A 15,514-nucleotide genomic window follows, 5' to 3' on the forward strand; every position below is an offset into this window, starting at 1 on the left:
ACGCCGCCGTGCACAACCGTGACCTGGGCCACGTCTATTCCCGCGGGCCGGCCGCCGCCCGGCGGCGCGACCGGGCCCGGCCGACGGCCTTGACGACCTCGACCAGGAGGAAGACGACGACGGCGAGCCCCACCGTCTTCGCCCACTGCAGCCCGCTGATCGGCGCGGAGTCGAACCAGGAGTGCATGAACGGCGCGTAGACGAACACGCACTGCAGGGCCACCAGCGCGACGGCCGAGATCCACACCACCCGGTTGCCGCGCAGCACGTCGACCGTGAGGCTCGAGCGGTCCAGGAAGCGGCAGTTGAAGAGGTAGGCGAGCTGCCCGAGGGCCAGCATCGTCACCGCCGCCGTCTGGGCCTCCGCGATCGGCGCGCCCTGCGCGCGCTCGGCGTAGAACACGAGCAGCGTGGCGCCGCCGATGAGCAGCGAGACGATGAGGATGCGGCGCACGAAGACGGCGTCGAGGATCGACGCCCTCGGGTCGCGCGGCGGCCGCGCCATGACGTCGGGCTCCGCCTTCTCGTAGGCGAGGCCCAGCGACAGGGTGACCGCCGTGATCATGTTGATCCACAGCACCTGCACGGGCGCGAGCGGCAGCGTGAGGCCGAACAGGACCGCGACGAGGATGACCAGCGACTGCGCGCCGTTGGTGGGCAGCAGGAAGAGCACGGACTTGCGGATGTTGTCGTAGATCCGCCGCCCCTCCTCCACCGCGCGCTCGATGGTGGCGAAGTTGTCGTCGGCGAGCACCACCTCGGCGGCCTCCTTGGTCGCCTCGGTGCCCTTGATGCCCATCGCGACGCCGACGTCCGCCTGCGTGAGCGCGGGGGCGTCGTTGACGCCGTCGCCCGTCATCGCGACCACCTCGCCGTGCGACTGCAGGGCCGACACGATGCGGATCTTGTGCTCCGGGCTGGTGCGGGCGTACACGGACACGTCGCGCACGACGGCGCGCAGCTGGTCGGTGCTCATCGCCTCCAGCTCGGCGCCGGTGAGCACCGGGGCCGCCTCACCGTCGCCGGCGGGCCGGTCGACGATCCCCATCTCCCGGCCGATCGCGACGGCCGTCCCGGCGTGGTCGCCGGTGATCATGGTGACCCGTACGCCCGCGGCGCGGCACTGGGCGATGGCGTCGATCGCCTCCGGTCGGGGCGGGTCGACGATGCCGACCAGCCCGCACAGCTCCAGCCCCTGGTCGACGTCGGCCGCCGCCAGGGTGGTGGTGCCCGCGACCCGCCGGGCCCGCGCGGCGGCGAGGACGCGCAGCCCGCGCCCGCCGATCTCGTCGATCTGCGCCTCCCAGAACGCGCGGTCGAGCGGCTGGGCGGACCCGTCCGCGGCCGTCTGCGTGGCGCAGCGGTCGAGCACCCGGTCCGGCGCGCCCTTCACGTGCACCAGCAGCGCGCCGTCCGGGGCCTGGTCGAGCGTCGCCATGTACTTGGTCTCCGACTCGAACGGCACGACGGCCAGCCGCCGCCAGCCCGCGGTGTCGAAGCCGGCCTTCATGCCCAGGCTCCGCAGCGCGCCCTCCGTGGGCTCGCCCACGAGCCGCCAGCCCTCGCCGTCGCCACCGTCGTCGCCCTCGCCGCCGGGCACCACGCGGGCGTCGTTGCACAGCATCATGGCGGCGACCACGCCGCCGAGGTCCTGGTCCGACGCGAGGTCCGCGTGCCGGGCGGCCGGGCCGCCCGCGCCGCCCGCGCCGTCGCCCGAGCCCAGCGTGACCTCGCCGTGCGGCGCGTACCCCGCGCCCGCGACGTCGTACGCGCGGTCGGCGGTGCGCACCAGGCGCGCCGTCATCTCGTTCTTGGTGAGCGTGCCCGTCTTGTCCGAGCAGATCGTCGTGACGGAGCCGAGCGTCTCGACGGCGGGCAGCTTGCGGGTGATCGCGCGACGCCGGGCCATCTGCTGCACGCCGAGCGCCAGCGTGATCGTCACCAGCGCCGGCAGCCCCTCCGGCACGGCCGCGACCGCGAAGCCGATCGACGCGGACACCAGGTCCGGGACGGAGAAGTCGTGCACCACCCGGCCGATGACGACCATCACCACGGCCATCGCGAGGATGAGCCCGGCGAGCAGCTTGCCGAACCGGTCGAGCTGCTTGGTCAGGGGCGTCTCCAGGCTCGCGACCTCGGAGATCATCGTCTGGATGCGCCCGATCTCCGTGCGCTCGCCGGTGGCCGTGACCACCCCGACGCCCTGGCCGGCGGCCACGAGGGTGCCGGAGAACAGCATGCTGGTGCGGTCCCCCACCCCGGCGTCCGGGTCCACCGCGTCGACCCGCTTGCTCGCCGCGACCGACTCCCCCGTGAGCGCCGACTCCTCGACGCGCAGGTTGACGGCCTCCAGCAGGCGCACGTCGGCGGGGACGCGGTCGCCGGAGCGCACGCGCACCACGTCGCCGGGCACGACGTCGTCGGCGTCGACCTTAGCCCAGGCCCCGTCGCGCCGGACCTCGGCGTGCACCGACAGCATCTTGCGGATGCCGTCGAGCGCGCTCTCCGCGCGGCCCTCCTGGACGAAGCCGATCGCCGCGTTCACCACCGCGACCAGCAGGATGACGGTGAAGTCCACCCAGTCGCCGAGGATCGCCTTGAGCACGGCCGCGACCAGCAGGATGTAGATGAGCACGTCGTCGAAGTGCACGAGGACCCGCTTCCACAGCGGGTCCCGCTGCGGCGGGGGGAGCCGGTTGGGGCCGACCTCCGCGAGGCGGGTCACCGCGTCGGCGGTGGTCAGGCCGCCGTCGTCGGCCCGCAGCCCGGCGAGCACCTCCTGCGGGGGCGAGGCCCACGGCGTCGGCGAGGCAATGACGTCCCGGACCTGATCCATGGCCCCCATTTCACCCGCGTTGCCCCGCCCCCGCGCGCCAGGCGCCGAGGGTCACACCCGGCTGCCGTCCCCCAGCCGGTGGTAGCCGCGGTCGTGGAACACCAGCGGGCTCGCGCCCTCGCGCACGTGGCGCTGCACCGCCTGCAGCGTCACGAGCCGGCTCGACCCGACGGCCGTGCGCTGCACCACCAGCGCGCGCACCCACGCGGCGGCGCCGTCCAGCACCGGCTCGCCCGAGTCGAGGGCGTGCCAGCCGCCGCCGGCGAACCGGTCGATCCCGCTGGTCGCGAAGCGGGCGGACAGGTCCGCCTGGTCGTGCGCGAGGAAGCTCACCGCCACCGTGGCCGCCCGCGACACCGCCGGCCAGGAGGAGGACGCCGTCGCGAGCGAGAACGCCAGCAGCGGCGGGTCCGCGGACACGGAGATCACCGACGTGGCGGTGAAGCCGACCGGCCGGCCGCCGTCGAGCAGCGCCACGACGGCGACGCCCGCCGGGTGGCCGCGGAACACGGACCGGAACTCGTCGGGGCTGATCGCGAGGGCCCCGCGCGCCACGGCGGTCACCGCGCGGCCTCCGCCACGCGCTCCACCTCGTCGACCCGGGGGCGGTCGGCGACGGGGGCGACGACCGGGCTGTCGGACGTGCGGGCGGTGGCCCGGGCCGCCGTGTACCGGTTGGCCGGGACGTCGAGGCCCAGGTGGTCGCGCAGCGTGCTGCCCGCGTACTCGGTGCGGAACAGGCCGCGCTGCTGCAGGATCGGCACGACCTGCTCGGTGAACGCCCCGAGCCCCGACGGGAGGGCGGGCGGCATGACGTTGAACCCGTCGGCGGCGCCCTGGGTGAACCACTCGGTGATGGTGTCGGCCACCTGCTCGGGCGTGCCGGCCACGACGCGGTGCCCGCGGGCGCCGGCGAGCCGGTGCAGCAGCTGCCGCAGGGTGGGGCGCTCGCGCTGCACGATCCCCGCGACCACCTGGAACCGCGACTGGGCGTTGTTCGTGACGTCGCCGGCGTCGGCGAAGATCTCGAGCGGCACGGGTTCGTCGAGCTCCAGGTCCGACAGGTCGACGCCCGCCTGGCCGCCCAGCTGCCGCAGGCCGTACTCGGGCACCGTGAGCTCGTTGAACTCGCGCTCCAGGGCGCGCGCCTCGGCCTCGGTGGAGCCGATGAACGGGCTGATCCCGGGGAGGACCTTCACCTGGCCGGGGTCGCGGCCGTACCGGCGCGCCCCGTCCTTGACGTCCGCGTAGAACGCCTGCGCGTCCTCGAGGCGCTGGTGGGCGGTGAAGATCGCCTCCGCCCAGCGGGCCGCGAAGTCGCGGCCGGCGTTGGACGCGCCCGCCTGCACCAGCACCGGCCGCCCCTGGGGCGAGCGCGCGAGGTTCAGCGGGCCCGCGACCCGCAGGTGCTCCCCCTCGAACGCGGCCGGGTGGATGCGCGTCGGGTCGGCGTACCGGCCCGCCTCGCGGTCGACCAGGACGGCGTCCGCCTCCCAGGAGTCCCAGAGCCGCGTGATCGCCTGGAGGAACTCCTCGGCCCGCGCGTACCGCACCGCGGGGTCCGGGTGGGCGTCGAGGCCGAAGTTCGCCGACGCCTGCGCGGACGACGTGGTCACGATGTTCCACCCGGCGCGGCCGCCGCTGACGTGGTCGAGCGTGCCGAACAGGCGCGCCAGGTTGTACGGCTCGTAGTAGGTGGTGGACGCCGTCGCGATCAGGCCGATCCGCTCGGTGCGGGCGGCGATGGTCGCGAGGGCCAGGATCGGCTCGAGGGTCCCGACCGCGTTGTGCTCGACGCCGCCGTGCAGCACCGGCCCGTCCGCGAAGAACACGGCGTCGAGCTTGGCGGCCTCGGCCTGCTGCGCCAGGCGCACGTAGTAGTCGGGCGTGAAGAGCCGGTCGGGCTGCGTGGACGGGTGCCGCCAGGCGGCCTCGTGGTGGCCCACGTGGTGCAGGAAGAGGTTCAGGGTCAGGGTGCGTGCGGGCATGGCTCCGCCTTTCGAGGGGCGTACGGGAGAGGAAGAAGGGGGGCGCGGGGCGCGTCAGGCGGCGCGCCAGCGCATGAGACGGCGCTCGAGCAGCACGAGGCCCGCGTTCACGGCCACCCCGACGAGCGCGATCGTCACGATCCCCGCGTACATCTCGGGGATCTGGAAGTTGAACTGGGTGTAGGTGATGAAGTAGCCGAGCCCGGCCTTCGCCCCGACCATCTCCGCGGCGATGAGGACGAGGATCGACGACGTGGCCGCCATCCGGACCCCGGTGAACACGGTCGGCACCGCGGACGGCAGCACCACCTTGACGAACAGCGCGGGGCTGCCGAGGCCCAGCGACCGGGCCGAGCGCACCAGCAGCGGGTCGACGGTGCGCACCCCCGTGATGGTGCTGAGCAGCAGGGGGAAGAAGCAGGCGTAGACCACGATGGCGACCTTCGACGTCTCCCCGATCCCCAGGACCAGGATGAACACCGGGAGCAACGCCAGGGCCGCGGTGTTGCGGAACAGCTCGAAGAACGGGCTGAGGTACTGCGCGGCGCGGGCGTACCAGCCCACGACGAGCCCCAGCGGGATCGCCACGAGCACCGCGATCGCGAACCCGGCGCCGGCGCGGGCGAGGCTCGTGCCCACCTGCGTGCCGATCGTGCCGTCGGCGACCAGCCCGAGGAAGGTCGCCGCCACGGTGCTGAACGGCGGCAGGAACACCGGGTCGGCCAGGCCGGCCCGCGGCGCGACCTCCCAGATCGCGAGGAAGGCCAGCAGGGCGACGGACGAGCGCAGCACCACGGCGGCCGCGCGCCCGGTGCGGGCCGCGGCCCGGCCCCGCTGCCGCGACGCCACCGCGACGGCGTTCCGCCGCCCGAGGGTCGGCGGGTCGGAGAACGCGGCCGCCTCGCGGGCGGGGCGCCTGACGTCGGTGGCGGTCATCGCGCGACCTCCCCGTCGGCGTGCCCGGGCGCGTGGTGCAGCGCGTCCCACACCCGGTGGCGCAGGGCGACGAACTCCGGGTCCGCGCGCACGTCCCGGCCGGGCTCGCCGCGACCCGGCAGGTCGACGTCGAGCACCTGGCGCACCCGCCCCGGCCGGGGCGTGAGGACCACGACCCGCTGCCCCAGGTAGACGGCCTCCTCGATCCCGTGCGTGATGAAGACGATCGTCTTGCCGGTGGCCCGCCAGATGCGCAGGAGCTCGTCCTGCAGCGTCTCGCGGGTCTGCGCGTCGAGGGCCGCGAACGGCTCGTCCATGAGGAGCACCTCGGGGTCGAACGCGAGGCTCCGGGCGATCGCCACCCGCTGCTTCATGCCCCCGGACAGCTCGTGCGGGTAGCGGTCCTCGAACCCGGACAGGCCCACCAGCTCCAGGTGCTCCCGCGCGATCCGGCGCCGCTCGGCCCTCGGCAGCCGCCGTGCCTCCAGCCCCAGCTCCACGTTGGCCTGCGCGGTGCGCCACGGCAGCAGCGCGTACTGCTGGAAGACGATCCCGCGGTCCAGGCCCGGGCCCGTGACGGGCCGGCCGTCCAGGAGGATCCGCCCCGACGTCGGCTCGGACAGCCCGGTCACGAGGTCCAGCAGCGTCGACTTCCCGCACCCGGACGGGCCCACGAGCGTCACCAGCTCCCCCGCGGCGACGTCGAGGGTGAGGTCCTCCAGCGCCACGAGCGTGCCGCCCGAGCCGCGCACGGCGAACTCCTTGCGCACCCCGTCGAAGCGCAGCCGCGGCGTGGCGCCGTCGGCCCCGGCGCCCGTGCCCGCGGCCCGCGCGGTGGGCACGGTGGGCACGGTGGGCACGGTCGGCACGGTGAGCGCGGTCACGACGCCGCCTCCTCGCCGTCGGGCCCGGCGTCCGGGGCGAAGGTGCCGTCGGCGTACGGGTTGAACTCGTTGGTGAACAGGTCGTCCACCTGCAGCGCGCCCTGGTCGAGCTGGCCGTCCTTCTCGAGCCAGTCGACCCAGACGGAGATCTCGTCGTCCTGGATCACGCCGCCCGGGGTCGGGACCGACGACGACTTCCAGTACGGCACCAGGTCCGTGGTCTCGCCCGTGCGGTGACGCTCCTCGATGATCGCCGTGAAGCGGTCGCGCACCTCGTCGACGGGCGTGGTCTGCGCCCAGCGGATCGCGCGCGCCGTGCCCTGCACGAAGTCCTGGACGGCGTCGCGGTGCCGGGCGATGAAGTCGTCGCGCAGGATGTACGTCCCGTAGGCGAACTCGCCGTAGAGCTCGTTCTCCCCCACCAGCAGCGTGAGGCCGCCGCGGTCGAGCGCCTTCTCCTTGATGACCCCGCCGAGCGACGCCACGTCGATCTGCCCCTCGCGCAGGGTCTGCTCCGCGTTCACGGGAGGGACGACGACGAGCTCGACCTTGTCGGCCTCCTCGGGGGTGAGGCCCTCGCGGGACAGCCACTCCCGCAGGAGCGTCTCGGACTGCGCGCCGAGGGTGTTGACGCCGACCTTCTTGCCGACGAGGTCGCGGGCCGAGGTGATCGGGCTGCCCTCGACGGTGTAGAAGCCGCCGAAGGTCTGCTCGTCCGCGCCGTAGTACGAGATCACGGACGTGACGGGGGCGCCGGTGGACTGCAGCTTGGCGATCGCGCCGTTGAACGCGCCCCCGAACTCCGTCTCGCCGGTGACGGCGGCCTGGATCGACGCCGGGCCGCCGGTGACGTCGCCGATCCAGTCGAGCTCGATGTCCTCGAAGTAGCCGAGGTCCTCCGCCAGCTCGGGGTAGGAGACGGTGCCGGTGCCGCCCTGGTAGCGGAAGACGGTCTTGCCGGACGCGGACTCCTGCGCGGCGGTGGCGCCGGCGCAGGCGGACAGGGTCAGCCCCAGGAGGGCCGCGGAGAGCGCGGCGGCCCCGCGGCGGGCGCCTCGGGCGCGGCGGGTGCGGGGTTCAGGGTCGCTCGGGCGTGGGTCGGTCAGGCGGGGGTAGGCGATGGTGCTCACGATGCTCCTCGGTGTGTCGGCTCGGGCGGGTGAGGGCGCCCGGGCGACACGGCTCGCCCGCGGGTCGCGGGGTGAGCCTGAGGAGTGCCGTCGTGGTCATGCCGGGGACAGTAGCGCATTCCCGACCACTCCGGTCGGATTTATCTCGAATACTGGGACCAGCATATGGACACAGCGGGGCGGAGGTCGTGCCCGGGGGTGCCGAGCACGAGGCCTCAGCGCTGCGCGTCGTACGGGACGAGCTCGAACACCGGGTGCCGGTCCGCCTCGGCGACGAAGTCCGCCACCGGGGAGTCGGGCGTCGCGGTGAAGTACGGCCGGGTGGGCCGCGACAGGCGCACGTACCGCTGCAGCACCGGCCCCGCCTCCTCGGCCGACGCCGCCCGCACGACGCACACCTGCCGCGCGAGCCCACGGCGCAGCAGCACCCGCGGGTCGGCGCCCACGTTGTGCACCCAGGAGACGACGCCGTACGGGGCCACCAGCCAGCGTCGCCCGTCGTGCTCGACGAGCGTCGCGGGGTTCGTGCGGGGCAGCCCGCTGCGGCGGCCCCGGGTGGTCAGCAGCCACGTCGAGGGCACCAGCCCGAGCCGGACGAACCGGCTGGTCACCGCGTCGCCGACGGCGCGGGCGCGGCTGCGCCGGAACGTGCGGGGCGTGGTCGGGCCGGTCATGACGGGTCCCCTCCGCCGAACTCCTGGGCGCGCACCCAGGCGAGGTGCGCGTGCACGAGCGGCAGCACGGACGCCCCCTCGCCGCTCGCGGACGCGACCCGTTTCATCGATCCCGCGCGCACGTCGCCGACGGCGAACACGCCGCGCAGGGTGGTCTCCAGGCTCGCGGGCGGGCGGCCGCCCAGCCAGTCCTCCTGCGGCACGTCGCGGCCGGTGAGCACGAAGCCGTGGTCGTCGCGGGCGAGGCCGTCGGGCAGCCAGCCGCAGTCCGGCTCGGCCCCGAGCAGGCAGAACAGGCCGTCGGCGTGCGTCTTCGACCGCTCGCCGGTGTCGAGGTCCTCGGTGATCAGCCACTGCAGGCGGCCGTCGCCGCCGCCGTCGGTCACGACCGTGCGCGGCCGCACCGCGATGGTCGGCGTCGCGGCGATCTCCCGCACCAGGTAGTCCGACATCGTCTCGGCGATGCTGCCGCGGCGCACGAGGATCGTCACCGACCCGGCGAACTTCGCGAGGTGCACGGCCGCCTGCCCCGCGGAGTTCCCGCCGCCGACCACGCACACGTCCCGGTCCGCCATCTCCCTTGCCATCGAGCTCGCCGCGCCGTAGTAGACGCCCGCGCCGACGAGGTCGTCGAGCCCCGGCACCCCCAGCCGGCGGTACGAGACGCCCGTCGCGAGGACCACCGTGCGCGCGCAGAGCTGCGCGCCGTCGACGTGCACGTGGTGGTGCTCGGGCTCGTCGGCCGGACCGGGCTCGATCCGCACGGCGGCGCGCCCGGTGTAGAACCGGGCGCCGAACCGGCCGGCCTGGATCCGCGACCGCTGCGCCAGCCGCATCCCGGAGATCCCGCGCGGGAAGCCGAGGTAGTTGCGGATCATCGAGCTCGACCCCGCCTGGCCGCCGATCGCGTCCCGCTCCAGCACCACCGTCGCGAGCCCCTCGGACGCCGCGTACACCGCCGCGGCCAGGCCGGCGGGACCGGCGCCGACGACCGCGACGTCGGCGATCTCGCCGGGCGGGATCGAGTCGTAGCCGCCGTACATCGCCTCCGCGACGGCGGCCGGCGTCGCGCCCGCCAGCACCCGCCCGGCGAAGGTGCGCACCACGGGCAGCGCGGCGTCCGGGTCGGCCTCCCCGAGGATGGCGCGCGCGTCCGGGTCGTCGGGCGCCAGCACGCGGTTCGGGACGCCGAGGCGCTCCAGCAGGTCCCGGACGGCCGCGGCGTCACGGTCGCCCGCCTCCGCGACAATCTCCGTGGACGTCACCGTGGGCCGCGCCACCGACCAGCCCCACTCCGAGAGCAGCTCCACCAGCGCGGTGTGGAACTCCTCGTCGCGCGCGCCGCGCGGGATCCCGACGAACGTGTCCATGTCCCGGCGCAGCAGCGCCGCCCGCATCTCGTCGAGGGCGTCCGCGTACTCGTCGCCCGAGATCAGGGCCACCCGCCGCGCGGTCGACACCACGGCCGGCACCTGGTGCAGCAGCTCGAGGCCCGTCGCGTCCGGCAGGCGGCGCTCCGCCGCGATCATCGCCACCGGCTCCCGCGCCGCGACCAGCGCGCGCAGCCGCTCGAGGGCCGCGTCGGCGGTCCGCACCAGCTCGATCCGGTAGTCGCGGTCGTAGCGCGCGCGGAACTCGTCCTCGACCTGCGGCGCGTGCTCGTCGGCGACGAGCAGGACGACGGGACGGTCCGCGGGGGTGTCGGGCATGCGGCCAGGGTAGGGGCGCCCGTGCGTCGGGGCACGGGGGCGCCCGACAGTAGGCCCGGGACATCTTGATCCGATCCTGAGGCGAACTGCAGGGCAGCCGGAGGCCTGACCCGCAGGATCGTGGCGTCGGTACCGAACCACCTCGGAGAGCGCACCATGACCGTCCCGCCGGACGAGCCCCCACGCCTGGGGCCCGAGGCCGCCTGGGAGCAGCTCGCCGCCGACCTGCACGGCGACCGTGCCGCCCTGGTCGGGTTCGCGACGTCATGGATCCGCCTCGTCCCGCGCCGCACCGAGGGTCTGGCGGCCGCGCTGCGCGAGGGGGACGCCGACGCCGCCCGCGGCCTGCTGCTCACGTTGCGCAGCACGGCGACGATGCTCGGCGTGGGCGACCTCGTGGACGCGGCCACCCACGCCCTCGCGGCCCTCGGCGCGGGCGGCACGGACGGCGCCTGGGACCACCTGGAGGCCGTCGCGTCGGCGGCGGACACGGGCGCGATCGTGATCGCGGGGATGATCGCTCAGGAAGGGTGGTCGAACCGGTAGCCGACGCCGCGCACCGTGCGGATCCACCGGGGCTCGGACGGGTCGTCGCCGAGCTTGCGGCGCAGGTTGGCCATGTGCACCTCGACGCTGCGCCGGTCCGGGTCGGCCACCCTCGTGCCGGTGTCGTACTCGTCGCCCCACAGGACCCGCACCAGGGCGTCCTTCGACAGCACGCGGCCCGGCGTGCCGCCCAGCGCGGCCAGGAGGTCGAACTCGCTGCGCGTGAGGTGCACGGCCCGGCCCTCCACGACCACCGTGCGCCCCGCGACGTCGACGACGAGACCGTCCGAGACGATGGTGTCCGACAGCGCCGCGGCCGCCAGGCCGACGACCGGGGCCGGCGCCGGCGCCGGCAGCGGGGCCGCGGGCAGGACGGGCCGCCGCGGCCGGCGCAGCATCGCCTCGATGCGCGCCCGCAGCTCCCGCGGCCGGAACGGCTTGGTCTGGTAGTCGTCGGCGCCCGCGTCGAGGCCCATCAGCGCGTCGATCTCGTCCGTGCGCGCGGTGAGCATCACGACGTACGTGTCCGACACCGTGCGGATGCGACGGCACACCTCGAACCCGTCGATGTCGGGAAGGCTCACGTCGAGCGTCGTCACCAGCGGGTCGGTACGGCGCACCAGCTCCACGCCCTCGAGCCCGGACCCGGCGGTCGCCGTCGCGAAGCCGGCCTGGGTGAGGACCACGTCGAGAAGGTCCCGGACGTCCGGATCGTCCTCCACGATCACCGCGGTGCGTTCGACGGTGACCCTCACGTCGCTCGGCTGCGCGGATCCAGCGGACATGGCGACACCGTAGTCGCGAGGCGCGAGGGCCGCAGCGTGCCTCGCCGTGCTGCCTCTTGCCCCGGGCGCCCGCCCGGCGCACCCTGGTCGGTGCCCGGGAGCCCCCGGGCCCACCGGCCGAGGGCGAGGACCGCGACATGACCAGCACCTGCGAGCACCTGGACCAGATCGTCCCCGTGGCTCCCGAGACCGCCGGCGAGTGCCCCGAGTGCGTGGCCGCGGGCGGCACGTGGGTGCACCTGCGCACCTGCCTGCAGTGCGGGCACGTGGGGTGCTGCGACTCGTCGCCCGCCCGCCACGCGACGGCCCACTTCCACGCGACCGAGCACCCCGTGATGCGGTCCATCGAGCCCGGGGAGCACTGGGGCTACTGCTTCGTGGAGGAGCTGCTCATCCCCGGGCGCGAGATGCCGGCGAGCTAGCCGGCCCGTCGGAGCCATGCGCTCCGACCCGCTCGCGCGGCTTATGCCAAACACGCGACAGAAGTTGTAGACAGAGCGTCAGAAGGCTCGGTACCGTCAAGTCTTCTCATCGGCGGGGACGTCAAGGGGAGCTTCGCCGACCCGATGAACGGCTGACGAAGGAGCAACGATGCTCGAACGCACCAGCCTGCCGGCGGCCCGCCGGTCCAGGTACCGACGCGGCGCGGCCGCGCTCACCCTCGGCGCGCTCGTCGCCGCGGGCTGGGCCGCACCCGCCGCGGCCGACCTCCCCGAGCAGGAGCCGGGCCTCACGCTGCGGACCTTCCAGCTCGCCCAGAAGCCGGACGGGATCTGCACCCTGAAGTCGGGCCAGACGCCGAACGTCGACAAGCTCATGCCCACGATCGACTGGTCGACCGCCGAGCAGTTCGGGGCGGAGGACAACTTCATCTCGCAGGCGACCGCGAACCTCACCGTGCCGACCGACGGCGAGTACACGTTCCGGCTCACGAGCGACGACGGCTCCAGGCTCTCCCTCGACGACGAGCTGGTCGTCGACCACGACGGGCTGCACGAGGCGACGCCCAAGGAGGGGACCACGACGCTCACCGGCGGGGTCCACTCCCTGCTGGTGGAGTTCGTCGAGGCGGGCGGCGGCCAGGAGCTGCACCTCGAGTGGAAGACGCCGGGCAGCTCGGCCTTCGAGCTGGTCCCGACGTCGGCGCTCAGCACCGAGGCCGGCGTCGTGCGCGTGACCGCCCCCGGCTACAAGTACTGCGAGGGCGCGACCGACACGGCCGGCGACGGCCTGCGGCTGGACGCCGTCAACCCGAACTACGAGCTGGTCGACCTGCGCCCGGAGGGCTTCGAGCCCAAGGTCTCGGGCCTCGCCTTCACGCCCGACGAGCAGCTCGCGGTCGTGACCACCGGCGAGGTCAGCTCCGGGGGCTGGGAGCCCGACCCGGTGTCCGGCGAGGTGTACTTCCTCGACGGCGTCGTCGACGCGGAGGGCCCGGAGGACGTCACGACGACGCGGGTCGCGGACGAGCTGCTCAACCCGATGGGCATCGAGGTCGTCGACGACTCGATCTTCGTCTCCGAGCGCTACCAGCTCACCCAGCTCACCGACCCCGACGGCGACGGCTTCTACGACAAGCACACGAAGATCGCGGAGTGGCCCGACGGCGGGAACTTCCACGAGTTCGCGTTCGGCCTGATCCACGACGAGGACTACTTCTACGTCAACCTCTCGGTCGCCATCGACAACGGCGGCGCCACCACCAACCCCCAGCCCGGGAAGAACCGCGGCACGTCGCTCAAGATCGACCGCGAGACGGGCGAGGTCACGTACGTGGCGGGCGGGCTGCGCACGCCGAACGGCATCGGCTTCGGCCCCGAGGGCGCGATCTTCGCGACCGACAACCAGGGCGCCTGGCTCCCGGCGAACAAGCTCATCCACGTCCAGAAGGACCACTTCTACAACCACTACACGAACCCGGCCGGCCCGTTCGACTCGCAGCCGGTGTCCCCGCCCGCCGTGTGGCTCCCGCAGAACGAGATCTCCAACTCCCCCGGCAACCCGATCCTCGTCAAGGACGGCGAGTTCGCGGGGCAGATGCTCGTCGGCGACGTCACGTACGGCGGCATCCAGCGCGCGTTCCTCGAGAAGGTCGACGGCGAGTTCCAGGGTGCGGTCTTCCGCCACACCGCGGGCCTCGAGGTCGGCGTGAACCGCGTCGTCTACGGCCCCGACGGCGCGCTGTACGCCGGTGGTACCGGCGAGGGAGGCAACTGGGGCGAGCCCGGCAAGCTCCGGTACGGCCTCCAGAAGCTCGTCCCCGTGAACGAGGACTCCTTCGACATGAAGGAGATGCGCGTCGTCGAGGGCGGCTTCGAGATCGAGTACACCGACCCCGTCTCCGACGACGTCGTCGCGAAGCTGGCCGACGCCTACAAGATCCGGCAGTGGCGCTACGTCCCGACGCAGCAGTACGGCGGCCCGAACGTCGACGAGGAGCCCCTCTTCGTCGACAGGGCGACCGTCTCCGCGGACCGCAAGACCGTCACGCTGAAGATCGACGGCCTCCTGCCCGGTCACGTCGTGCACGTCCGCTCGCCGCGCCCGTTCGCCTCGGCGAGCGGCGCCGAGCTGCTCAGCACGGAGGCCTGGTACACGCTGAACTCGCTGCCCGGCTACGTCGCCCCGGGTGACCGCGGCTGGTACGAGGCGGAGCTGGCGCAGCCGCTCGGCGGGTCGAGCATCGCGACCGACCACAGCAACTGGTCCGGCTCCGGCTTCGCGGCCGGCATGTCGTCCGTCGGCTCGGGCCGCACGTTCTCCGTGACCGTCCCCGAGGCGGGCGCCTACCCGGTCAACGTGCGCTACGCCAACGGCACGAACCCGTACCCCGACCTGCGCTCCAAGCGGGTCTCGCTCCACGTCAACGGCGAGGACCTGGGCCAGTGGACGTTCCCGACCACGGGGAGCTGGAAGGACTGGGGGGTGCAGACGCGCGACCTCGACCTCCGGGCCGGCGCCAACACCATCAAGCTCGTGTACGAGGACGGCGACGAGGGCAACATCAACATGGACGTGCTGTCCGTCGGCAAGGACAACCTGGACATATGCACGCCCGGCAAGGTCGAGGCCGGGTACACGGCGATCTACGACGGCACCCTCAAGAGCCTGCAGGACGGCTGGCGCATGGCCGGCCCGGGCGGCTTCGGCCGGCAGGACGACTGCTCGATCAAGGCCTCCGGCGGGATGGGCCTGCTCTGGTACCAGAAGGAGCTCGGGGACAGCTACAGCCTCCGGCTCGACTGGAAGCTCTCGAAGGACGAGAACGGCGGCGTGTTCGTCGGCTTCCCGAACCCGGGCGACGACCCGTGGGTGGCCGTCAACAAGGGCCAGGAGATCCAGATCGACGCCACCGACGCCCCGGACCGCACCACCGGCGCGGTCTACACCTTCCAGGGCGCCGACCCGGAGGCCGTCAAGGAGTCGCTCCAGCCGGTCGGGAAGTGGAACGCCTACGACCTCCGCGTCGAGGGCGACCGCATCCGCGTGTACCTCAACGGCAGGCTCGTCAACGACTACACCGACGTGGACCCCGAGCGGCTCGTCAACAGCTTCGTCGGGATCCAGAACCACGGCAGCGCCGACGCGGTCAAGTACCGCAACATCCGCTTCATGAAGCTGTCGCCCGACGGCGACGTGCCCAGCGCCGTGCAGGTGCAGGTGCGCCCGGCGTCCGTCGTGGCGGGCACCGACGCCCGGGTCGACGTGCGGGTCGGGGCCAAGGACGACCGCGGTTCTTCGCCGAAGGCGACCGGTGCGGTGACGGTGAAGGTCGGCGGGCGGGAGATCGTGGCGCCCCTCGTCGACGGCGCCGCCACGGTGGCCATGCCGACGACGGGTGTCGACCCCGGCGTGCAGAAGGTCGTCGTGAAGTTCGACGGCGACGCCCGGTACACGCCGAGCGAGAAGACGGCGACCCTGAACGTCCGGGCCGCCCAGCAGTAGGTCGACCAGCAGGAGGAGGTCCGCCCCGGGCGCCACGGCGCCCGGGGTGGGTCCCCGCCCACGACGGCGACGTCGGACCCG

General features: G+C 73.9%; 12 protein-coding genes. 3 read left to right on the forward strand and 9 right to left on the reverse strand.

The genetic code is table 11. The features are described 5' to 3' along the window. Nucleotides 1-34: 34 nt before the first annotated feature. The 8 genes from ACFU9A_RS01425 to ACFU9A_RS01460 all read right to left on the reverse strand — a co-directional run bounded on the left by ACFU9A_RS01425 (nucleotide 35) and on the right by ACFU9A_RS01460 (nucleotide 10,157). Nucleotides 35-2,836: an HAD-IC family P-type ATPase gene (locus ACFU9A_RS01425; protein ID WP_430573478.1), complete on the reverse strand. Its 2,802-nt coding sequence runs from the start codon at nucleotides 2,834-2,836 to the stop codon at nucleotides 35-37. A gap of 51 nt (nucleotides 2,837-2,887) precedes the next feature. After that, nucleotides 2,888-3,400: a flavin reductase family protein gene (locus tag ACFU9A_RS01430; protein WP_430573479.1), complete on the reverse strand. Its 513-nt coding sequence runs from the start codon at nucleotides 3,398-3,400 to the stop codon at nucleotides 2,888-2,890. Next, on the reverse strand, nucleotides 3,397-4,824 hold the full coding sequence (locus tag ACFU9A_RS01435; RefSeq protein ID WP_430573480.1) for an LLM class flavin-dependent oxidoreductase: 1,428 nt from the start codon (nucleotides 4,822-4,824) through the stop codon (nucleotides 3,397-3,399). The genes ACFU9A_RS01430 and ACFU9A_RS01435 overlap by 4 nt, the downstream gene beginning before the upstream one ends. Nucleotides 4,825-4,878: 54 nt before the next feature. Then, nucleotides 4,879-5,760, reverse strand: a complete 882-nt coding sequence (locus ACFU9A_RS01440; protein ID WP_430573481.1) for an ABC transporter permease — start codon at nucleotides 5,758-5,760, stop codon at nucleotides 4,879-4,881. After that, nucleotides 5,757-6,545: an ABC transporter ATP-binding protein gene (locus tag ACFU9A_RS01445; protein ID WP_430575321.1), complete on the reverse strand. Its 789-nt coding sequence runs from the start codon at nucleotides 6,543-6,545 to the stop codon at nucleotides 5,757-5,759. The genes ACFU9A_RS01440 and ACFU9A_RS01445 overlap by 4 nt, the downstream gene beginning before the upstream one ends. A 95-nt stretch (nucleotides 6,546-6,640) precedes the next feature. Further along, nucleotides 6,641-7,774 (reverse strand): ABC transporter substrate-binding protein, encoded by a 1,134-nt coding sequence (locus ACFU9A_RS01450; protein WP_430573482.1) that lies wholly within the window; start codon nucleotides 7,772-7,774, stop codon nucleotides 6,641-6,643. Between the two features lie 215 nt (nucleotides 7,775-7,989). Then, nucleotides 7,990-8,448, reverse strand: coding sequence for a nitroreductase family deazaflavin-dependent oxidoreductase (locus tag ACFU9A_RS01455; protein ID WP_430573483.1), 459 nt, complete (start codon nucleotides 8,446-8,448; stop codon nucleotides 7,990-7,992). Then, on the reverse strand, nucleotides 8,445-10,157 hold the full coding sequence (locus ACFU9A_RS01460) for an FAD-dependent oxidoreductase (protein WP_430573484.1): 1,713 nt from the start codon (nucleotides 10,155-10,157) through the stop codon (nucleotides 8,445-8,447). The genes ACFU9A_RS01455 and ACFU9A_RS01460 overlap by 4 nt, the downstream gene beginning before the upstream one ends. A 156-nt stretch (nucleotides 10,158-10,313) precedes the next feature. Between ACFU9A_RS01460 and ACFU9A_RS01465 the strand changes: the two genes are divergently transcribed. Then, entirely contained in the window at nucleotides 10,314-10,703 is a 390-nt protein-coding gene (locus tag ACFU9A_RS01465; RefSeq protein WP_430573485.1) for a hypothetical protein, read from the forward strand. Here ACFU9A_RS01465 and ACFU9A_RS01470 read toward each other — a convergent pair. Continuing rightward, nucleotides 10,679-11,488 (reverse strand): response regulator, encoded by an 810-nt coding sequence (locus tag ACFU9A_RS01470; RefSeq protein WP_430573486.1) that lies wholly within the window; start codon nucleotides 11,486-11,488, stop codon nucleotides 10,679-10,681. The genes ACFU9A_RS01465 and ACFU9A_RS01470 overlap by 25 nt on opposite strands. Before the next feature lie 137 nt (nucleotides 11,489-11,625). Here ACFU9A_RS01470 and ACFU9A_RS01475 point away from each other — a divergent pair, with 137 nt between their 5' ends. Further along, complete coding sequence (locus tag ACFU9A_RS01475) at nucleotides 11,626-11,910, forward strand: UBP-type zinc finger domain-containing protein (RefSeq protein ID WP_430573487.1); 285 nt, start codon at nucleotides 11,626-11,628, stop codon at nucleotides 11,908-11,910. A gap of 169 nt (nucleotides 11,911-12,079) precedes the next feature. Then, entirely contained in the window at nucleotides 12,080-15,433 is a 3,354-nt protein-coding gene (locus ACFU9A_RS01480) for a family 16 glycoside hydrolase (RefSeq protein WP_430573488.1), read from the forward strand. Nucleotides 15,434-15,514: the final 81 nt, after the last annotated feature.

Origin of the sequence: Isoptericola sp. NPDC057653 (genome assembly GCF_042799955.1) — a bacterium.
Classification (GTDB): domain Bacteria; phylum Actinomycetota; class Actinomycetes; order Actinomycetales; family Cellulomonadaceae; genus Isoptericola.